At 44.6% G+C, this 21,498-nt stretch carries 17 protein-coding genes and 2 pseudogenes; 14 read left to right on the top strand and 5 right to left on the bottom strand.

Annotation, left to right across the window (positions count from 1 at the left end):
* Nucleotides 1-108: 108 nt before the first annotated feature.
* The 10 genes and pseudogenes from RT340_RS03620 (at nt 109) to RT340_RS03575 (ending at nt 12,126) form a co-directional block, all read left to right on the top strand.
* Nucleotides 109-1,014 carry a LysR family transcriptional regulator gene (locus tag RT340_RS03620; RefSeq protein WP_313374189.1) on the top strand — a complete coding sequence of 302 codons (906 nt, stop codon included), beginning with the start codon at nt 109-111 and terminating at the stop codon, nt 1,012-1,014.
* 99 nt (nt 1,015-1,113) lie between these two features.
* Nucleotides 1,114-2,064, top strand: a complete 951-nt coding sequence (locus RT340_RS03615; RefSeq protein ID WP_313374148.1) for an aliphatic sulfonate ABC transporter substrate-binding protein — start codon at nt 1,114-1,116, stop codon at nt 2,062-2,064.
* Between the two features lie 149 nt (nt 2,065-2,213).
* Complete coding sequence (locus RT340_RS03610) at nt 2,214-2,402, top strand: YjfB family protein (protein ID WP_097118832.1); 189 nt, start codon at nt 2,214-2,216, stop codon at nt 2,400-2,402.
* A 103-nt stretch (nt 2,403-2,505) separates the two neighbouring features.
* A complete protein-coding gene (locus tag RT340_RS03605; RefSeq protein WP_313374146.1) occupies nt 2,506-3,384 on the top strand; it encodes a permease in 879 nt (292 codons plus the stop codon).
* A 121-nt stretch (nt 3,385-3,505) separates the two neighbouring features.
* Nucleotides 3,506-3,925 (top strand): VOC family protein, encoded by a 420-nt coding sequence (locus RT340_RS03600; RefSeq protein WP_313374144.1) that lies wholly within the window; start codon nt 3,506-3,508, stop codon nt 3,923-3,925.
* Nucleotides 3,926-4,407: 482 nt separating this feature from the next.
* Nucleotides 4,408-7,035: an AAA family ATPase gene (locus RT340_RS03595; RefSeq protein WP_313374142.1), complete on the top strand. Its 2,628-nt coding sequence runs from the start codon at nt 4,408-4,410 to the stop codon at nt 7,033-7,035.
* A complete protein-coding gene (locus RT340_RS03590; RefSeq protein ID WP_313374140.1) occupies nt 7,035-8,360 on the top strand; it encodes an McrC family protein in 1,326 nt (441 codons plus the stop codon). Before RT340_RS03595 ends, RT340_RS03590 begins: the two co-directional genes overlap by 1 nt.
* 793 nt (nt 8,361-9,153) lie before the next feature.
* Nucleotides 9,154-10,431 (top strand): AAA family ATPase, encoded by a 1,278-nt coding sequence (locus RT340_RS03585; protein ID WP_313374138.1) that lies wholly within the window; start codon nt 9,154-9,156, stop codon nt 10,429-10,431.
* Nucleotides 10,431-11,228 carry a hypothetical protein gene (locus tag RT340_RS03580; RefSeq protein ID WP_313374136.1) on the top strand — a complete coding sequence of 266 codons (798 nt, stop codon included), beginning with the start codon at nt 10,431-10,433 and terminating at the stop codon, nt 11,226-11,228. The genes RT340_RS03585 and RT340_RS03580 overlap by 1 nt, the downstream gene beginning before the upstream one ends.
* A 350-nt stretch (nt 11,229-11,578) precedes the next feature.
* Nucleotides 11,579-12,126: pseudogene (locus RT340_RS03575) on the top strand (GNAT family N-acetyltransferase).
* A 307-nt stretch (nt 12,127-12,433) separates the two neighbouring features.
* On the opposite strand, the pseudogene RT340_RS03570 reads toward RT340_RS03575, so the two are convergent.
* The 4 genes and pseudogenes from RT340_RS03570 to RT340_RS03555 form a co-directional block, all read right to left on the bottom strand.
* Nucleotides 12,434-13,439 (bottom strand): annotated as a pseudogene (locus RT340_RS03570) (DUF4917 family protein).
* 216 nt (nt 13,440-13,655) lie between these two features.
* Nucleotides 13,656-15,731: a helicase HerA domain-containing protein gene (locus tag RT340_RS03565; protein WP_313374134.1), complete on the bottom strand. Its 2,076-nt coding sequence runs from the start codon at nt 15,729-15,731 to the stop codon at nt 13,656-13,658.
* Nucleotides 15,728-17,122 (bottom strand): SIR2 family protein, encoded by a 1,395-nt coding sequence (locus tag RT340_RS03560; RefSeq protein WP_313374132.1) that lies wholly within the window; start codon nt 17,120-17,122, stop codon nt 15,728-15,730. Before RT340_RS03560 ends, RT340_RS03565 begins: the two co-directional genes overlap by 4 nt.
* Before the next feature lie 378 nt (nt 17,123-17,500).
* Nucleotides 17,501-18,820, bottom strand: a complete 1,320-nt coding sequence (locus tag RT340_RS03555; protein WP_313374130.1) for an LLM class flavin-dependent oxidoreductase — start codon at nt 18,818-18,820, stop codon at nt 17,501-17,503.
* A gap of 152 nt (nt 18,821-18,972) precedes the next feature.
* On the opposite strand from RT340_RS03555, the gene RT340_RS03550 reads away from it, so the two are divergent.
* A complete protein-coding gene (locus RT340_RS03550) occupies nt 18,973-19,173 on the top strand; it encodes a LysR family transcriptional regulator (RefSeq protein ID WP_313374128.1) in 201 nt (66 codons plus the stop codon).
* Nucleotides 19,174-19,206: 33 nt separating this feature from the next.
* Nucleotides 19,207-19,872 (top strand): LysR substrate-binding domain-containing protein, encoded by a 666-nt coding sequence (locus RT340_RS03545; RefSeq protein WP_313374126.1) that lies wholly within the window; start codon nt 19,207-19,209, stop codon nt 19,870-19,872.
* A gap of 67 nt (nt 19,873-19,939) precedes the next feature.
* Here the strand turns inward: RT340_RS03545 and RT340_RS03540 are convergent, their stop codons facing one another.
* Nucleotides 19,940-20,128: a hypothetical protein gene (locus tag RT340_RS03540; RefSeq protein ID WP_283216287.1), complete on the bottom strand. Its 189-nt coding sequence runs from the start codon at nt 20,126-20,128 to the stop codon at nt 19,940-19,942.
* A 246-nt stretch (nt 20,129-20,374) separates the two neighbouring features.
* Between RT340_RS03540 and RT340_RS03535 the strand changes: the two genes are divergently transcribed.
* Both RT340_RS03535 and RT340_RS03530 read left to right on the top strand, forming a co-directional pair.
* The gene (locus RT340_RS03535) at nt 20,375-20,980 is read left to right on the top strand and encodes a hypothetical protein (protein WP_313374123.1); all 606 of its coding nucleotides are present in this window, start codon (nt 20,375-20,377) and stop codon (nt 20,978-20,980) included.
* Nucleotides 20,981-21,039: 59 nt separating this feature from the next.
* Nucleotides 21,040-21,498 (top strand): methyltransferase domain-containing protein (locus RT340_RS03530; RefSeq protein WP_313374121.1); only part of this gene is annotated, 459 nt, incomplete at its 3' end.

The following is a 21,498-nucleotide window of genomic DNA, read 5'->3' as shown; positions in this document are numbered from 1 at the left end:
GTTGGATTCAGCATAGCGGCCTGCACGCTGAGGAAAAATGCCGATTGCACAGCAACACTTTCACTCTTAGAGTGAAAATCCCTGCCTGTTTTGACGATGAGTAAGAAAATGATCCGACTGGAAGATGTCACGCTGTTTGTGCGTTCAGCCGTACTGGGCAGCTTTTCGCGCGCGGCCCGTGAAGTAAATTTGCTGCCCGGGCAAGTGAGCGCCGCGATTCAGCGACTGGAGCGAGAACTGGATCGTCGCCTGTTTGCGCGATCCACACGTAGCCTGCGCTTGACCGCCGAGGGTGAAAAGTATCTGCCGTACGCGCAGGAGATGCTGGCTCTGATGCACGCAGGTGCCGATAGCCTGCAAAGTCACGAAGACGCACTGAGCGGCGAACTTAAAATCGCGATGCCTTCCGATATTGGTCGCAATATCCTCTTGCCACTGATCACCGACTTCTGCTGTGAACACCCTGCCTTATCGGTTCGTTTATCGTTATCCGATCAAATCAGTGATGTGTTTCGTGATCCGGTAGATATCGCCATTCGCTACGGCAAACTGGAAGACAGCAGTTACGTGGCATTACCGCTCGCCGAGGACAATCGCCGCATCATGGTGGCGTCGCCAGCCTATCTCGACCAACACGGACGCCCGCAACAACTGGAAGATTTAGCGCAACATCACTGCCTGCCGTTTGTGATGGGCGGCCATGTCTATGACAAGTGGACGTTCCCGCAGGAAGGTATGCGCCGCCAAATCACGGTGAAAAGTCGCTTACTCTGTGATGACGCCGAAGTAGCGCGCCGTTGGGCTATCAATGGCATGGGCATCGCGTATAAATCCTGGATTGATGTCTGTGAAGACATTCAACAGCACCGCCTGGAACGGGTGCTGCCTGAGATCCCCGGCGAGAGCACACCCCTGCATTTAATCTGCCCGCATCGTAAGCAGTTCTCTCCCGCGATTCGGGCGCTGCATAGTGTGTTACGGCAGCATCTGCGGGCGATTACCGCGCAACTGTGATAGCTGTAATTGTGCAGAGCTTATGCAAACTTGCGGTTTTGATTGCCTCGTGAGCGGCTTTATCATTTTTAAAAATTGATAACACCTTCAGGGACTCACATGCGCAACATTACAAAGACAATACTTGCTTCACTGCTTTTCTCCTCACTGCTTGCCAGCGCCAATGCCGAAGAGACACTTCGCATCGGCTATCAAAAATCCTCCACCTTGCTGACGTTGATAAAGCAGCGTGGCGATCTGGATAAGGCGCTCGCCGATCGCGGCATTAAGGTGACATGGCACGAGTTCACCAGCGGATTACCGCTGCTGGAAGCACTGAATCTCAACAACGTTGACCTCTCTGCTGACGTCGCCGATACCGTGCCGGTGTTCGCCCAAGCGGCTGGCGCGGACCTCACGTATTACGCGCGCGAAACCCCCTCGCCTGAAGCTCAGGCCATTCTGGTGTCCGCCAACTCCAGCATCAAATCGCTGCAGGATTTAAAAGGTAAAAAGATTGCCGTCACTAAAGCCGCAGGCAGCCATTATCTGCTGATCGCCGCGTTACAGAAGGCGGGACTGAAATTCAGTGATGTCACGCCTGCATGGCTGACGCCTGCTGATGGGCGTGCCGCGCTGGAACACGGCAGCGTCGATGCGTGGGTAACATGTGAACCCTTTGTCACCAGTTCGAAAGTCGAGCAGCACACGCGCGTGCTGGTGAGCGGCAAAGGTCTCGCCAGTTATCAGCGCTACTATCTGGTGTCGACGCCTTATGCGCAGAAGCATCCTGAGGTGCTGGGCATTGTGTATAAGACGCTGGACCAGGAAGCTCAATGGCTGAAAGCACATCCAACGGATGCAGCCAAGATTCTCTCTCCGCTGTGGGGTAATTTGCCGCTCGCCACGGTGGAACAAGCGAACCAGCAACGCAGCTATCAGATCGAGCCAGTGAACAAGAGCGATTTGGCTGAGCAGCAAAAGATTGCGGACGCGTTTTATCAGGCCAAGCTGCTGCCGAAAGCGATTGATGCGCAGGATGTGGGCACCTGGCAGCCGCAGACGAAATAATCGCGCAGCCAGGGAATGGACGAATCAGCAAGTTGGCATCGGGGATCTCCGAAGATAGCAGTGAAGCTTTGCCCTTAGATGCCGATAGACGTATCAGGCTTTCTCAAAGCCGTTTCCGCCCCCCATTAGTCGTTTTAAAGGAGAGCAAGATGGATGTATCACAGATTACTTCACTGGCTATCGGTCTGGATAATATGGACCTCAGCAGTAAAGTGAGCACCCTGGTACTGAAAAAGACCCTGGATAATCAGCAGTCAATGGCAGCAGGAATTCTTGATTCGATTCCGCAACTGCCGGCGAATCCCGCTGTTGGCCGCAACATCAATACCACCGCATAAACTCGCGTTGCATCGTTGCACTCACTGAACGACCTCTGTTAGCGTGTATTTTTAACCACTCCCTCCTTCAGGGAGTGGTCGACACGCTAATCAGGGACGTTTCGTGACGATTTTCTTTCCGCTTATTTATCTGTTTGCCGGATGGTTGCTGGGTAAAACCGCCTGGGATTGCAAAACGGCTGCGTCATGGATATTGACGCGCATCGCTATTCCCATCGTGATCATCTTTAATATATCGACCCGCTTTCATAGCATGAGCACCATTATTATCGCCACTGCGATATGCATGATGGTGCTGTTGCTGGCAGGTCGCTATGTTTTTGCTGACCCAATAAAAAACCTCTGTTTCAGCTATCTTAATATCGGCTGGCTGGGTCTGCCCGTCGCCAGCGTGCTATTCGGCAATGATGCTGCGACCATTATCATTGCCGCCTATGTCGGCAGCTCAATTGTCGGAAACTCGCTGGGCGCAGGCATGCTCTCCGGCGAGAGTTTTAATCCAATCACGTTGATGCGCACCCCGCCCGTCATCGCTCTGATGATCGGCGCAGCATTGATTCCGCTGAGTGATTCGGTGGCTATTCACTTTGATAGCCTGTATCAAATTGCCAAATTTATGATGAGTTTTCTTGGCATGGCCGTGTTGGGCATTTGGCTTTCAAAGACGACAATATCGATGCGCGATTTTCGACTCGAACTGCGTCCGTTTATCACTCGCTCAATAGTTTTCGCTGTGCTGGTTTCGTTGCTGCTGCTGATAGCCAATCAGTTCAACGCACCTCTTATTACACAAAATCCGGCAACGCTGTATCTCCTCTGCCTGCTTCCCCCGGCAGCCAATATTATCGTCCTGGAGACGCATTACCTGGGCACTGGAAATTCAGCGCGGGCGATTTCATGTGGGACTTGTATCAGTATCGTGGCGATAGCGCTTTATTCGGGTGCTGTTTTGGGTGGCAGAGCGATGGGGATATGGGGTTGAAGAGATGTTTGAATGGGTTAACGTGATGCTCTTAATACACTCATTTATCTTTTATCGCGGCATGAGCGAACAGGTTGCGCGGCATCAACTTTAGGTCGTGCTATTTAAAAGGACATAAGCAATGACCGTTCAGCATGAGCCCTACTGGAACCGGATGGTGCCCGAACTGACCGTGACGGACTTCACTGCCTCACTGCATTTTTACACTAATGTATTGGGATTTCAGATTATGGTCAGACGAAGCGACCCCAAATTTGCTTACATCAACCTCGGCGAAGCACAGCTGATGCTTGAGCAGTTTCACGCCGAAGGCTGGAATACCGCAGAACTCGTCAAACCGCTCGGGCGCGGCGTGAATTTCCAGATTGAGGTAGATGATATTGCGTGTGTGCTGGCACGGGTGAGGAAATATGGCGTGCCGCTGTATCGGGATTTGCGTGAAAACACATATCAGATTGGAGAAACCACGGCTTGTCAGAGAGAGTTTCTTGTTCAGGATCCGGATGGCTATCTTTTACGTTTTAGCCAGTTTGTTGAGTGAGGGTGATTGTGGATGTTGGGTGCGGGATTTTTGAGTGATGGTTTCCTGAGGTTAGGGGCCGCTTTAGAGCGAACAGCGGAAGTTCGCAAGGCATTACTTACTTCGTAGTGTCTTGATCAACGTGGAGGTCAGTTCTTTTGGGACTGCGTCGACAACGCTAGCTGAGTAATGCTGACGAGCTTTTGGAGGACATGTAGCAGACTAAATCATTTTGCTAAGATGTTTGGGTATTTGCACAGGAAGAATGTTCCCCACCCCTTTGGCTGATGTGCAACAATGGAAAAACACTTTGCGTTAACCAATAAATTGATTTTCAAAAGGCTTCTAAGAACGACCCAACCCGCTAGGAAAACATTAACAAAGTACGTTACTCACATGAGATAGAGCTACAGCTGTTGCGAACAAACGTCTGACCAATAAAACAGCCATAATGCAACAGCATCAAACTACCAAATGGAGAGTCTTCATCGAGGAGAAAGTCGGTGTCTGAGTATAGCTGGATCCCTGTATTTAAAAACGTTCGCAACTGGATTGCTGATTACGAGAATAAACAGCAAGAATTGGTCAAAATTCTACGAGAAATAGGCGTTGATAAAGGTCTGGAAGACGAACTTTCGGATGGAAGCAGAGAACCGCTGAAAGTGATAGACCCTTTCACTTTCTTTGCAACTTTTATGAAGTATGGCGTGGTCAAACGTACTGAGCTCTTTGCCGCTCTGCTGGAAAGAGCTGGTTTACCAATCTCCGCACCAATCGATTTCAACGGTGTTCCAAATGCACAGCCACTCAAAGTCTGGCTCTTTCCTTATGAGAGAGAACGTTCTGCCGACATGGTGCCCAGTCTTTGGGCACTATTTCATCAATTGCATGGGGGACAAATCAATGGTGAACTCTTCGACAAAATTCTGAATATCCCTCATACCGGTTTCGCCAAACTCACTGAGTGTTTGTTTTATTTATCACCGGAGGAATATTTCCCTGTAGATGCTCAGACGAAGCACTGGCTCAAGAAAAAAGGGCGTGAACTGCCTAAAGAGAACTGGCAATCCTACCAGGAGTTGTTGTCATGGCTGGACAGTACGCAGTCAAAATCATATTCTGAAATATCGTATGAAGCCTGGTATGAAAATCAGAGCAGTGCATTCTCTTCGGTTGTTGCAAACGAATATTTAAGTACTCGTTTCCCTCATATACGATCGTCAACTACAGATCTGATTGCTTATGAAACGGATGCAAAGAGGTCGCTGGCATTTGATCCAGGTCAGAACCCCGAGAAAAAGAAGAAAATTAAAATATTTGTTGATGAGCAACCTACCCACCCGAACCTTTCCCAAGTCGTCGCCTATGAGATAGGCAAGAGCCGCAACCACCACCTGACAACACACGCGCCAACCCTTGCTAAGGGAAATGCAGCGTGGGCTGTTGAGATTAGCACTCTTGAGCAATTAATTACACTGTGTGATTGGTATGCCCCCCTACCAGCGAAGGACCTACCTGCTATGGAAAATAAAGAGAAATCAGTAAAAAATCACACATCACTTAATCAGATTCTTTTTGGACCGCCCGGAACTGGTAAAACCTACTCTACGCTGGAACGAGCAGTTTTGTTGGCAGAACCCTCTTGGTATAGCGATCTGAAAAGTCAGAATCTTAGTGCTGAGCAGCTTCGACAGGAAATCAAAAACAAATACGAAACGTTGTGTGCTGACAAACGCATCGCGTTTACCACCTTCCATCAAAGTTTTTCTTATGAGGATTTTATTGAGGGGATCCGCGCTGAGGTAGCAGAGGAAAATCAGGGCATAAAATACAAGATCGAGAGAGGTGTTTTCAAAGAAATTGCCGATCGTGCTGCTAAGGCAGTTGCAGCAAAAGAGATCGGACTCTCTCAAGCACCAGATATTTGGAAAATCTCTATTGGTCGCGCCCATGAAAAAGAAATGCGTGATCGCTACATCAATGCAGGTGAAGCACGTATTGGCTGGAATGAAGCTGGTGATTTAACTCAGACCTTTGAGCAAAAGACACAGGAACAGCAGGATTACTGGGACTCATTGAGTAATCCCAACCACAATGCCCTTAACGCCTTTTCGCAAGATGTAAAGGTTGGGGATGTTCTGTTGTGCCTGAAAAACGCTGAAACCGTTCAGGCAGTTGGAGTTGTCACCTCAGACTATTCATTTGATGAAGACTCTGAAGAGTCGGGTGAGTATGCGCATGTGCGCAAGGTAAATTGGGTGTTAAAGGATATTGAACTGAACATCCTTGCACTTAATGGCAGTACAAAAATGGTTCAGCAGACATTGTATCCACTCTATCGGATCAGTTGGCATGCTTTGATTGCTGAGTTAGATAAACAACGTATTTCCCTGCCTCCCTCATTTCATGAAGCAAGCAACGCCAGAGAGCGCCAGAATTACATTCTGATTATTGATGAGGTGAACCGCGGCAATATTTCCCGTATCTTCGGGGAGTTGATTACGTTGCTGGAACCAGACAAGCGGCAGGGGGGAGCTGATGAACGCACAGTCGTCCTGCCTTATTCCAAAGAATTGTTCGCTGTACCTGACAACCTGTATGTCATTGGCACCATGAATACGGCAGATAAGTCATTAGCCCAACTTGATCTGGCGTTACGCCGTCGCTTTGAGTTTGTAGAACTCATGCCACAGCCCGATTTACTTTCTGGCATCTCAGTATTTGGCGTTGATGTCGGCGAATTGCTGACAGTAATGAATCAACGCATAGAAGTCTTACTCGATCGTGATCATACCTTAGGGCACGCGTACTTCTGGCCGCTGATGAATGCTAAATCTGAGGATGAAAAACGTAAACTGACTGCTGATGTTTTTGAGAAACGCATCATTCCCCTGTTGCAAGAGTATTTTTTTGCAGACTGGGAACGCATAGGTTGGGTACTGAACGATAGCGAGAAAGCACCTGAAAACAGATTTATCCAGACAGGTAATATCGAACGCGCCATTGAAGGTTTGTTCCCCGAGTCCATTACAAGCCAATTAAACGATCGCAGATACCGGATTAATCGAAGTGCTTTCTTGAAGGCCGCATCATATCAAGGGATTATGCCCAAAGGTGGAGTTGCCAGCTGATGATACAAGTACGTGAGTACGCCCGCTTGACCACGGATAAACGTGCAACATCATCTCTGGACTGTGCAGTAATAAAATCAGCAACATTAGAATGGTTGCAGGAACTGAGCTTAAACTGGAAAGGTGAGGAACCATTGTTATTGTCTGGTGGTTATCGCGCACTGAAATTAGGCAGTTATGTCGGATACTTGCAAAGTCCGGATGGCGAAGGGATAGAAATTTTACCCAAGGCAAACCTTGGGTATGATAATCCTCAGCAAACACGGAAGGTCTTACAGCGCATGCTCATGGCCATTTTAAATATTCGACCACGGGTAGCTGGTCCAGCTGAACTTATGCGGATGAATGTTCCTTTACACGAATGGATTTTTAGCCAGTTCCTGTCTGAGTTGCAGATGTTGGTTACCAGAGGGTTGCGTTTTGACTACCGCCGTGTAGATGAAGAAAGTCACTTTATACGCGGACAATTACAAATCCAGCGCCAGCAACTGCAATCTCCGGCACATCAGCACCTGTTCCATATCAGCCATGATGTTTATTCTCCGGACCGTCTGGAAAATCGCCTGCTGAAAACTGCACTAAACTATGTGTTGGCAACTTGCAAGAACAGTGAAAACTGGCGACTGGCGAATGAGCTCTCACATCGTATGGCTGAAATTCCTTTACAGACAAAGCCACATCGCGAACTAAGTCATTGGAACAATAGCAAGCTGATGCTGGTCTACAATGACGTACGCCCCTGGTGTGAGTTAATCCTTGAGAAAATGAACCCGAATTTTCAGCAAGGCAATCATAACGGTGTATCGCTCCTGTTCCCGATGGAACAGCTGTTCGAAAAATATGTTGAGGTCTCACTCAGATCGCATATTCGTAAAGGAAGCCAACTTGTATCACAAGCCAGTTCTCAACATCTGCTTGAGCACACGGTAGGCAATAGTGATAAACCACAAGCCATGTTCCGGCTTAAACCAGATCTTTTGCTGAGCACGTCGAATGGTGCTCAGATTCTGGATACGAAATGGAAGCTTATTGATCAGTCAGCTTGGCAGACAGATAAAAAATATAACATCGCCCAATCCGATCTTTATCAAATGTTTGCATATGGGCATAAGTATCAACATGGGCAGGGACACATGATGTTGATTTATCCCAAACATTCATCTTTTAATCAATCATTACCCCCCTTTTACTACTCGAATGCATTGAGGGTCTGGGCTGTCCCCTTTTGTCTGGATAGCCAGCAATTGGTTCCGGGCAGCTGGCAAGAATATTTTCCTAACTTCTCTAGGCAAGAATTGATGACTGGAAGCTGCATAGAAATATAGGGAAACGGGAGAATCAATCATGGTCAGTTCGGAAACCATGCAGTTCCAGTAAGATTCTTTCTGGTCAGTCATTTTTCTCATCTTTTTTGGCTTACAGAGAATACATCAGATAGCTGTTGCATGGTTCGTTAACGGATAGGGTAAATACTATCGGGTGGCCAAGCGCATCATCGGATTGCTAAGAACGAGGAGTGGATCTAAACTTTAAAGTCAACATCTGTTAATACGTAATGGATATTTAATCGGGTCGTAAACACTTAATATTAATTGATAGTAGAATAGCTATGTGGGATATTGAATTTTTTTCGAGAAATGAATGAGTTTTCATGGCTGTTAGAAATTTATAAAGGAATTTAGATGATTCTAAGCAAAGACTGTTACCGAAGGGATTTTGTGAGAGTTGTGTTGGACTGCTGTCATGGCTTGCCTAACTCTAGATAAATTATGCACACAAATAGTTATCAATATTGCAATTTCATCCCCATCCCCTAGGTTATAGTTATAGATAGTTGAATTCATGCGGGTCTATTTTAAATAGACCATGACAGTGCTGTACAAAACCGAATTCTGAACAATGCCCGACATTTTGGAAATTAAATATTAATCTTTTGAGATTTTTTTAAATTCCTACAAAAAATAAACATATGTGTTTTTTTTAAAATGATATAAAATGGAAGGTAGTAGAATTTCCATTAGTAAATGCAAACATAAAATATCAGTGGAATATTGTCATTAATCATGACAAAATAGCACATAAATATTTTATGCCATCCTTAAACTTTCAAGGACAGTTATGCTGTTAACAAAAGTAGAGATTAAGAATCTTAAATCACTTAACCACTTTGTTTGGGAATTAACAGAAAATGATTCGCTTACAGGTTGGCATGTCTTACTGGGAGACAATGGCTCAGGGAAGTCCACGTTTCTCAGAGCCTGTGCGCTTGCCATAATGGGCCCACAGCAAGCGATGGGACTTCGTTTATATTGGAAACAGTGGGTTCGGCAGGGCAGCAATGAAGCCAAAATCAGCATTAATTTTACTCAAAGTGAAATTGATCAGTGGTCTGGGAAAGGTAAAACGACTTCTGATAAATTAAGAGCAACAGTTAAAATCTCTGAAGACGGTATCACTTCCACTGAAATAACTCCTTCACCTAACAGGCACATATGGGGTGGGGGCAGTGGATGGTGTGCATTCTCGTTCGGACCTTATCGACGTTTCACGGGTGGCAATCAGGTCCATGAAAAAACATTTTACCAAATGCCAAGATTAGCAAGTCACCTATCACTATTTGGCGAAGATGTGGCATTGACAGAAATCATCAGCTGGTTGATTTATTTAGATCACAATAAACTAAATGACCAAAGAAAAGGTAAAAAATCTCTTTCAGGTGACTTATTGAGTAAAATCAAAGAGTTTGTTAACCAAGAAGGCTTCCTTCCTAACGGTGAAACCCTTCAAGAAGTCACTCCTGAAGGTGTTATATTTAGAGATATTAACGGCGCACTAGTTGATATAAATAACCTCAGTGATGGTTTTCGCTCAGTATTGAGTATGACGCTTGAACTCATTCGTCAGCTTTGTCAAAAATCCGGTACAGATAAAATATTTAGTGATAAAAACAAAAAAATAGTTGTGCCTGGAGTTGTCATTATAGATGAAATTGATGTTCAGCTTCATCCGCGCTGGCAACGACTGATAGGTCCATGGCTAACAGAACATTTCCCTAATATCCAATTTATTGTTACGACACATAGCCCCCTTGTCTGCCAAGGTGCAATTACTGGCTCGATAACAAGACTTTCACTTCCCGGAACAAATGGAATCGCCGAACGTATTACAGGGGTAGCACTTGATCGTCTTCTTTATGATGACATTGTAGAAGCCATAAGTTCTGGAGCATTTGGCGTAGGTATAGAGCGTTCAGAAAAAGCACAAGAAATGTTTTATGAATTAGCATATCTGAATGTCCGCTCTCGTTCCGGTGAGCTAAATAATAGTGAAAGAGACAAAAGATCTAAGCTTCAGGCTATCTTCGGTTCAATGATTGAAACCTTGGACACAAAATAATGCTTAAACTTACACAAATTAGTATATTTGGCCCCGTAAAAACGTATCTTCAAGATCAACAAAATGTCATTAATAATAAACCCTCGTATGAAGAAAAAGTCAATTCAGCAAAAAATTCTTGGGAGTCAAAAAATAGGAATCATTTTCAATCAATCCGGGATACACTAGATCTAATTTGTTGTGGTGCAAGACGTTGTCATTATTGCGAGGATTCCGCGGCTGATGAGGTAGAACATATTTGGCCCAAAGCATTTTTTCCTGAAAAAACCTTCGTCTGGCAAAATTATCTATTCTCCTGTGGCCCCTGTAACGGATCTCATAAAAAGGATAAGTTTGCTGTATTTGATCAACAAGGTAACCAATTTGATATAACAAGATTGAGAAATTTACCAGTAGTGCCACCTACACCTGGAAACCCAATGTTTATAGATCCAGCCTATGATGATCCAACTGATTTTATCACCTTGGACTTAACTACAGGGTTATTTGTTCCTAGGTTTCCGATTGGAACTAGTGAGTATAAACGTGCAGTTTATACGCTAAAAACGTTGGGACTTAACGAACGAGATTACTTAAGTAAAGCCAGACGCAGTGCTTATGCTGGTTATAAAGACGCATTGGTTGCTTATGATAATCTTAAAAAGAACGGTGGTTCCGCTAGTCAATTAAAAAATAAAAGAAATGAAATTGCAGAGAAGCACCATCCAAGTGTCTGGAATGAAATGAAAGTTCTCGCAAGACAACAATTAGCTCATGGTTATTTTTTTAACAATTATCCAGAGCTGTATACTATTTAGATGGTTTGCATGAATGACAGTGAGCAATTCCATCTTCATCTCCAAACACCAATGTTGAAATTAATTTCCAAATAAATGGTTTTTTAATGTTATAAAATAAATTGATATCCTTTCTTTAGTTTAGCGTAAATGACTAACGTCCGCTCTTTGCACGGAACGGACCAGACTAGAGTGGTATGGTTAGCTATGAGCGAAGTGCGAACATTACTCACTGCCAATCTAACTTGGTACCCCTGAAACGCTAGCTAGTGTGCAGACTGGGAATAAACAAAGACTTGTGAAATTCGTTAAGTTTTTTGAAAAATGCTATTAATTTCTGAATTGGTAATTTTTTCGTATAAGGATGACCTATGAAAGCTCCTCAACTAGAAACTGCACGTCTTTATCTTCAACCATTTCAAGCTAAAGATACACATCCAATTCAGCAAATTTTTCCGCAATGGGAAATTGTTTGTCATCTTGCTACAAGGGGTTCCATGTTCTTTCCCAGACGATGATGCACGCCGCTATATCAACACGATTGCGTTGCCTGCATCAGAGAAAGGAACGGCTTGGTTCTGGACAATCAGGCGAAACTAGGTCCCATCCGTCGTTATTGGTCTTATATGTCTTTCAGACGAACAGGACAACAATCGGGGATTTTGGCTTGTGCCTGAATGTCAGCGTAAAGGATAATGACAAAAGCCAGCAAGGTGGTTACGGAATTCTGGTTTAACACTTTTCAGCGGGAAATCCAGCGTGCTCCCAAGGCAAGCATAAATGTCGATTCGAAAAAAATATCTACAAATCAGGGTGGCGGCTTATCCAGACTGGTAAGAAACGATATATAGAAGGTGTATTGGACTCTGAATTATGGGAAATAATGAGGCAGGAGTGGAACAATCTTGTCCATTGTTAACCGGCCTGTAGAAGGATAATCGTCGGCAGCTATGAGCGAGGAACAGAAGTTCGCAGTTGTTCACACCCCTCATGAAGGCAATACTTAAATTGGGGGGTCTTAATCATCGGTGAGCGTGTCAGCATGACCAACAATCCGATGATTAATATACTAGGGTCCTAGCTATGCCCAATACTGGCCACAATCGGCCTTGCAAAGGGGCACTTAAGCCTCCCTATGAGTTAGGAGCCGAGGTGATAACTAGCTTTAAGATGAATATACAGTAGCATTAGGTTCATTTAAATATTGAATAGACTGCATCATCTTTTTAGTGATCAATGTTGTTCCAACAATTAGGACTTTCACTATTAAAGAAATCCACTTGAACATTGACACCCAAAATCCTAATGATTATATCAAAAACCCTGCTACAGTAGGCCTGATCATTCATATAAACTGAAACTGCAATCTTTCTGATCCCTGATGAAGCTATACGTTGTAAAATATATTCATCTTGTGGACATAATCCCCAACCATAGATGACCAGGCAATCATCCAAACTGGTGAGAACTTCTCTATACACAGTGTTTAAGTAGCTGCTATTTTGAATTTATCTTCTGCTGAGAGGTTCCTTTACTGACGAATAAAGGTACTACTTGCTCGGATTGCCACTCTCTCAGTACGGTTTCTAGTAAACCCTGCTCATGGTTGGTTATTTTAAACTCAGTCTAAACACTATTGCGGCATAAAATCAAGCTGACATGAGGACAAAAGACAAGCGTAGTAACTTCCCCGTAATATAGTGGATTCCGAAAATTTCTCCAATTTTCATAAAACTGCCCCCTAACAAAGCAATCTTTCAGAGAATGATTGTCATATATTCCAGTGCCATACATAATTGCCCAATAAATTATTAAATCATAATTTAATGAAACAACTGTTCTAAAATTCTTGATAAAGTGATATATTGAAGGCAAGTCCCCTGATATTCTTTGATGCTCAGGATGTATATCTCTCACTGACTATATCAAACATTCGCGTACTCGCACATATGCAGCATGTGTTCTTTCATCTTGAATTCTTAGCGAGCGGTTAACATTTGGTGCTTGCCACACCAATCTTAATGCAAGTTCGAAGTCTGCGGTATTAAAAAAATAAAATAACTGTTCAATATCATTAGTTAGAAATCCGTGCTCACGTTCATGCTCAATAATTGATGAATAACCGAAGCGATCATCTATTGCCATGCTGGCTCCATTTCCTAATAATAATGAACCACCGCGATAATAATGAGATATTTCCGCCCAGTTGGAAATTATAAAAACATGCTCTATCACTCCATGTTATTTAATTGTCTGATTTGAAAATTTAATTCTAGTTATCATTAAATTAAGAATCTTACACGATGAGATCTTCTTTTTGTGGCACAAAGCTGACAGACTGAGTAGTCATCAGGTATCCTTTAAACGAATTCCTGACATTACACTCTACTCTCCAGTAATTAGAGAGCTAAGTGAGAAGCGCTCAATATTTGAGAGGCTTGTTAGCTGTTATCTCTGCTGCCATTCCTTCACAACTGCATCCCAATCAGTATTTCGCTCAACTGGGTTCCCGTTTTCATCTATTCTTGTCCACACATCCCAGAAATCAGGATCGTCTGAATGAGGTTGCTGTTCTTTTGCTAGATTCTTCATTTTAACCAGAATAGGAAGCTCGGACGCCCAGCCCATTAAGATTGCATGCTGAGAAGGTAGTGATGGTAGCTCTCGAAGCAATCCGCGTAAATTATCAGGTACCATTTTATTTACTTGCTCTTGATCTTTATCGTTACTAATCCTATGTAGCAGAAAAGTATTGCATTGAGATAAAACAGTAGGTGATAACTCCGAAGGCCTCTGGGACGAAATCATCATACCAAGGCCGAACTTTCTTCCTTCGCGTGCTATTTTTTCAAACACTTGACAACAAACAGTAGCGACATCCTGATTTTCAGAATCATCACGATAGCGCTTAATGAATGTATGCGCTTCTTCAGCCACAAGGACTGTAGGCAAGGGTTTATTATTTAGCCGCCTGTAGCGTTGTAATGATTCAAATATAATTCTTGAAATTACAGCAGTAACTAGATGGGTGATTTCGTTTGGAACTAAAGACAGATCAATGATTGAAATATAGTTATCATGCTTACCATCGCCATCTTTACCAAGATAACTTTCTAACCACTTAGCTAAATCAACTTTTTGTTCTGCGTCATTGGTAATAGGTTTCATTCTTGTATCTGAAAGCATTGTACGGATTCTGGTAACTAAATATTCAACATATTGCTCGCTTCCATTTTCCTGAGCCAAGGCTTCCAAATAGGAGACTAAATTCCATCCTTCAAAAGGAACTGGAATATCTTCATTTTTGGGAAATAAATCATTTTCATTGCCACCAAAACTTTTGAAAACCAATTCAACAGATTCAATTAATACATCAATCTCAGGTACGGTGGCTTGCATAGTTACATTTTTTCTGGTATCGCTCTTAGTTCTCTCATCAATATATAACTGCATTTTTATTATTGGATCACTTAATTGTGTAGCACTAGTAAGGTCGCGATAATGCTCTAAGCTTGCCTTCCACTTTTTAAGTAGCTCCCAAAACCCAATGGCAGGACCATAGTTTCCGAATGGTTTACCTGAGCTTTTATCATGCTTTAGTGTTACTAACACATTGCCTAAAAAACGTTTTATCTCGATATTTGAATCAACTTCCAGTTTAAAATTTTCGTTCCGCATTGCTCTTAATGAACGCTTCAGCAAAGGTAATTGTGCTTTAGGGCTTGCTTGCGTAAAAGACGCCCATTCCGCACTATTCCAAAACCATGAGGGTACTCGTAGTTGGTTTTCATCTTGCCCCGCTTCAACTTTAAATACTCGGCCTTTGAATTTTGTAGATGGGCCTAACGCTCGGGTATATTCACCGTTTGGATCAAGCACAATGAACCTTGCATTTGGCCTGATTTCTGACTCCATCGCCGCTTCTAACGACCACTGAATAAGCCCTGCAACTGAACAGGATTTACCACTGCCAGTGTTGCCTAGCACAGCTATATGCCTACCAAATAATCTATCAGGGTCTACTGCGACGTTAGCATTATTTGCAAGCGGACTATGTCCAATAATAACTCTACGATTATTGCCAGATTCTACTATCGATTTAAGCTGAAAATCCGTCGGCAGTAAGATGGCAGAACCAATTGAAGGAAATGATTCTGAACCCCGTTGAAATTTAAATGAATCAACGCCTTTTTTCGAAACTCGCTTGAGAGTGCCGACTGGATTTAAGCTAATTTTTTTCTGTGGAAAGGGTAGGTTAACTAAACCAAAATCTTGAATATCTCTTTGTTTAGGATAGGACGAAATTTCAACAGCAAGCCACTCGATTTGTGCAACCAAATAGCCGTTATCACAAAAGATTAAAACATAACTATTTACTCTTGGGAAGTTTCTTGGGGTTCCAGCATTTAAGGCAACGGAATCTGGTGAATCGATATCAAGTACGGCTCTAATTTCATTAGGTGAAACAAAGTCTACAGTTCCTATCCTTAATTGTTCACCTTGTTCGATAGGTAGTGAGCTCATTCTTCACCACCTGATTTACTTTTGAACGTTGCTGGATATAAACCTCTAGACTTTAACAATTCGGCCATGCGAATTGACGAGCGATCTATAGCTGCTTTTGGAAGGTAGTAATCGACTAATATTTTTAGTTCTCCGAAATGATTGCCAAGTAATAAAGATATTTGAGCCCGACGTCCGCTTTCTTTTATAAAGCTCAAGATCCTTCCAAGTGGATCGCCATAGGCAATAATCACAATATGTGTCGAAGGTATTGTTAGCATATCCTTAAGCACACGATTTATATGCTCATCACCAAAACTGTAACCATAGGTTATAAGGGTGCTATTTGGGCGGCATGTTGCTGATGCTAAATCTCTGAACAACTCTACATAGGGGTATTCTGAAGTTTCACGATCCTTGACTGAGTTTGGATAAATCATCAACTGCTGGTAGTTAGCAGTACCAGTACTTTCGGCTTGTAAAAATGGTTCAACAGAAGTCGCACCAAATGGTAACCCAAAACGTCTGATTACTCCTTCGGTAGCAAACCAGTCTAATGAACCGTGAAGTTTAGTAAAACGAGCAACCCCTTCTAAATATCTTGGCTCGCCTCGTATACCAGGTGGGTTGTAGTGATAATCAACCTCTAAACGTGATGATCTAAATATTGGCGCGATACTACCGACAAATCGATCAATTAACCTAAGGCCAGCTAGTTCAGCTCCAGTTTCAATAATCCGATCATAATTTGTTGTGAAAATATGCAACCTATCACGTGTCGCAGTTCGACTTGAAAAACTCATCAAAAAATTAACTAAATAATTAAATGTTTCTATCTTTTTATCAGGTCTAGCGTCACGGATTGATTTTTCACCATTGCTTACCGATTCTGCAAACTGCCTCAAACACCTTGAAAGCTCTTCTTTTAACAGGTTTAACTCAGTTGGGAAATATCTATATGGCGGATTTGGTGGCGGCGGTGGCACTATAGGGAGTGGGTTTAACGCAACGAGGATTTCTAAACCTTTAATTAATTCATTAATAGAGCGAATTTGGTCTTCAATATTACCTTTATCTCTACCAGCAGCTTTTGCTGTTTTTTCTACATAAGCATCTATTTCCAATTTACAAACTTTTAGATCTTGTATCCATCCCATACCTTGTGGCTTTTGCCCTGTTGCCGATTCCTGTACAGCAGAGCTAAGACCTGCGCCGACAAGTAGATTAAGGTGCTCTGATTGAAAAAGTGCGGTTAGCCAAGGTTCGATCCTTGAGCGTAAAAAATCCGGTGTAATTTCATCTTCAGCTTTTGCCCAAACACAGTCACCTATAACTTTAAAAGCACCATTGTCACCATGTGGATCCAACTGTATTGGAAATTGGTCATCACCTAACTTTATATATTGAGACAAATTATATGCATCCTTATAATTTGGTGACACACGAATGGGAGCTAACAGTTAATATGCGGACATCTATTTGATATCGGCTAACCAACTGAGAAATCACCATTTATCGAACCTATTTTCAACAACCTACAGCGTACAGACGCTTTTTACAATAGTCTATTACTAAGACTTCCCGGTAACTCTGTTGATTAATCTAAACTGCTGGTATGGATGCTTGATTCACTTAGAAATATTTTGTTGAATGGTCTGCTTCTGGCACAGAGCAGACATCCATAACAGCCAATGTCCCCAGTGCTCGCTGTGTGGACATTGCTGTCAGCATTCAGTGTGAATAAATGGGGAGCAGGTCAGCACTGTTAGCTTTATACGCTCTGTTATCAGTCAATATTTAGTCAGTCCGAGGTGGTCCCGCAGATGGGTTCCTTCATATTCGGTACGAAAGATGCCTCGTCGTTGCAGTTCCGGCACCAGAAGTCCAGTTAATGCCTCTACCCCTGTTGGGAAATGAGTGGGCACGGCAAGGAATCCATCACAGGCATCGGCATCAAGCCAGGCTTGCATCTGATCGGCAACCGTGGCTGGGGAACCGATGGCTTTTAGATAACTGCCTTCCGCGAAGTAGCGGGCAGTTTCAAGGACGGAGAGATTTTTATCACGGGAAATGGCCATAATTGCGTCCCGGTGCGATTTTCCCGCGTTTGATTCAGGCAGTTCTGGTACAAGATCATTAAGGTCAAACTGGCGAAAATCGACCCCACCCGCTAGGGGTTTCAGATTACTTAGGGCAATGTCATCTGGAATCAGGGCTAACATTTGATCGGCCAGTTCTTTGGCCTTCTGGTCTGTTTCGGCAATGATGGGAGTAAGCCCCACCATGATTTTGATTGAATCGGGTGAGCGCCCGAATTCCTGAGCGCGCCGACGAATGTCAGCACGAAATGCGCGCCCGCCTTCAATGGTGGATTGCAGTGTAAATACCACATCAGCTGTTCGTGCCGCCAGCGCACGGCCGGGCTCTGATGCACCGGCCTGAAAAATAACAGGTCGGCCTTGTGGGCTGCGACCCATCGGAAGTGGACCACGAACCTTAAAATGCGTCCCCTGGTGCTGAAGAAAATGCATTTTATCAACATCGAAGTAAACACCGCTCTGCTTATCCCGCGTGATAGCATCCTCATCCCATGATTCCCAGAGGCCGTTAACAACGTCGACGAACTCTTCCGCCCTTCCATAACGGTCTGCGTGGCCAACATGGGCATCCAGGCCATAGTTTTGCGCTTCATCTTCGTTAAAGGAAGTGACTAAATTCCATCCCGCTCTCCCCTTGCTAATAAAATCGAGAGTTGAGAACCGACGCGCAATGTTGAACGGTTCGTTAAACGTCGTCGTGGCTGTGGCAGCCAGACCCAATCTGGAGGTATGGGCTGCGAGAAGCGGCAGCACCATCGTAGGGTCAAAGTGGATTGAACGGGGGTTAGCCGCACCGTATTTGTCACCCGCCAGGATATCATTACTACGACGCACGGCGGCCTGGTCTTCGAAAAAGATGGCATCCAGTTTGGCGGCTTCTGCAAGCTGTGCTGCGTGCACCAGATGGTCGATGTCCAGATCTATTTCAGGAATGGCGTCCGGCAATCTCCAGGCTCCGAGGTGATATCCCGGGAATAGGAACAAGGCTAAATGAAGCTTCTTTTGTGTCATAAACTCACCTCTTATTAGTACTGTGCGAAAGCGCGATCTCATCGCCTGGATGATTAGCCTGTGCATTGCCATGACAGTATGGGTAATTTAAGGTGTACTAATCCATCAGCATAAATGCACGTACCTGTTGCATAAAACTATACAGAGTCGCCATGAGTCCGTTTTCCCGTTTTGCAGCCTACTTTATGGAGGTTGCGCGCCATGGAAGTCTTCGAAAAGCAGCGGAAAGGCTGCACGTTTCCGCTTCAGCCATTAATCGGCAGATCCTCCAGGCGGAAGAAGATCTGGGTATACCTTTGTTTGAGCGACTGCCGGGAGGCATGCGTATGACAACGGCAGGTGAACTTCTCTAAACCGACCTACTCCGCTGGCAACGTGACTTTAACGTGACAAAACATAGATTTGATGAGATTAAGGGGCTCAGGCGCGGTAAGGTCAGTATCGGGCTGGTTCAGGCTTTGACGGAGGGCCAACTCTGTGACGAGATTTCTGCAATTGCTCAAGAGCATAGCTGGCTGGATCTCCAGCTAAATGTTGAAAGCAGCGCAGTAGTCACACAGCAGGTACGGGATTCCGAAATTGATTTTGGACTGATTCTCGACCCGGAAAGCCTTGTCGGACTTGAAGTGTTCGCCTTCGCAGAGATCGAGATGGGCATTGTTCTGCCGCCTCAGCACAGATTTAAGGATAATGTGGCGCTTTCCCTGTCTGACCTGAATGAAGAAAAGCATATTCTTCCAGGTAAATCACTGGTCGTTCACGAACGTGTCCGATCAATTTATGCCCATGCACGTCAGCTGCCTGAAACCGCTATCTCCTGCAATGATATCCGCCTGATTAAAGCGCTCATTGCGGGAGGAGCCGGCGTGAGTGTGCTGTGCTGGCTCGACGTCATGGAAGATGTCAAAGCGGGACGTTTACATTTTGTTCCTCTAAAGAACAGGCCGCTGCGTCCTCTGATTCTGGGGCTGTGCATTAACTCTACAAGACAGCTATCCCGGGCAGCTCATCACGTGATGAAGCGCCTGTCTGTTGTTATTGAGGCCTTATGACCTGCTCCACGCGGACTTCGCCTCGTCCGACGTTGCGTAGATCGCAATTTTTAACTTTTGCTGACCATCATTTAGCTAGCCTGATAACAAACGAGCCATCTTCTTTTTTGATTTTGGCTCCTCGTTCTGCCCAGCGATCCGCAAGTTCAAAAAATTCATCGGCACTGATGTTGAAATCCAGAACAACCTCCCTGAATTCGCCACTTTTCAACATCTCGTTCGCTTTTTTATAGGACTTTGCAGTTGCGCTTTTCATCGATTTTCTTCTCCGAAATTTGAGTGGGCGAATCTTGTTCAGTGCAGGATATCTCCGGTTGGTTCCTTAGTCGCAAAAAAAATGCGCCACCGGGCGCATTTTCATCCTTAGGATGACCCGCTACAGGCCCCCCTTCCCTTGCGAGTGCGCATTCCATTCTTTAATTTCGCAGTCAACCTGTCTATGTTAGTGAACATGTGCCGCATGCAACGGGCTCTGCATTAACACCCCAAAACGAGGTTAAGGATGATTTCACTGGGTTTTGTGTCAAAGAAAATGCTGACTAATTGGAGTGACGTTCCGCCCTACCTGCCTGATTTCCAGTTCCACGAAAAACACAGCGCGCTAATCCAAACCACCAGCCCGGAAAAGATCATTCCGCTTATCAAGGCCTTCGATCTTGAGCATGATGCGGTGATCCGGGCATTGATGTCGATACGACAGTTGCCGCGTAAACTGCAAAGAAAGGCCCCTGTATCCCAGGATGATCAATTCGGTCTGCAAACCTTCACGCTTCTTCACGCCTCTGATTTTGAACTTTGCTATGGGTTAAGAGGGGAGTTTTGGCGCGCCGACTTTGGTCTGGAAAACATTTCAGACGCTGAAGAGTATCAGCAGCCCGCGCGGCCGGGTGCTGCAAAGCTGTTGCTGCGCTATCAAGTTAATATCATTAATGACAGCCAGTCCGAACTTATTACGGAAACGTTCATCCACTGCCCCGACAAAGCCTCTCACTTTAAGATGGCAACTTATTGGCTGGCGATAAGAGCGGGAAGTGGTTTGATTCGGCGCAGAACGTTGAGCGCCGTTAAGCGTGAGCTAGAAAAAAATTCAGATAAGGAAGCGATATGATTTCGCAAGAGAATGCTGAGCATTATGATTCCCCCCTCCACCTCACATGAAGCCAAATCATGAATCACGAGAAAGAAGCTGAACATATTATTGATCTGTATCGGGAAGGTGCCGAAGTCTGGGATAACTACCGCATTAAGCACTTCATCGAGCAGCACTGGTTGGCGCGTTTTCTGGATCTGATTCCTGCTGGCGGTGAGATCCTGGATGTGGGCTGCGGTGCAGGTATTCCAATTGCGCAGTACTTTTTACAGCAGCAATTTAAGGTCACGGGAGTAGATGCATCCGAGCCGATGATCACCCGCTGTCGTGAACGGTTCCCACAGGCGCAGTGGCATGTTGCCGATATGCGCACGCTGGCACTTGAGAAGACTTTTAACGGCATCATCGCATGGGACAGCTTCTTCCACCTGACGCGCGATAACCAACGCACGATGTTTCCACGTTTTGCTCAGCATGCCCAGGTTGGCGCGGCATTAATGTTCACCAGCGGGCACGGCGACGGCGAAGCAATGGGC

This window comes from Pantoea sp. CTOTU50773 (genome assembly GCF_032082325.1).
GTDB classification, from domain to species: domain Bacteria; phylum Pseudomonadota; class Gammaproteobacteria; order Enterobacterales; family Enterobacteriaceae; genus Pantoea; species Pantoea communis.
This window is presented reverse-complemented; position numbering and strand designations above follow the sequence as displayed.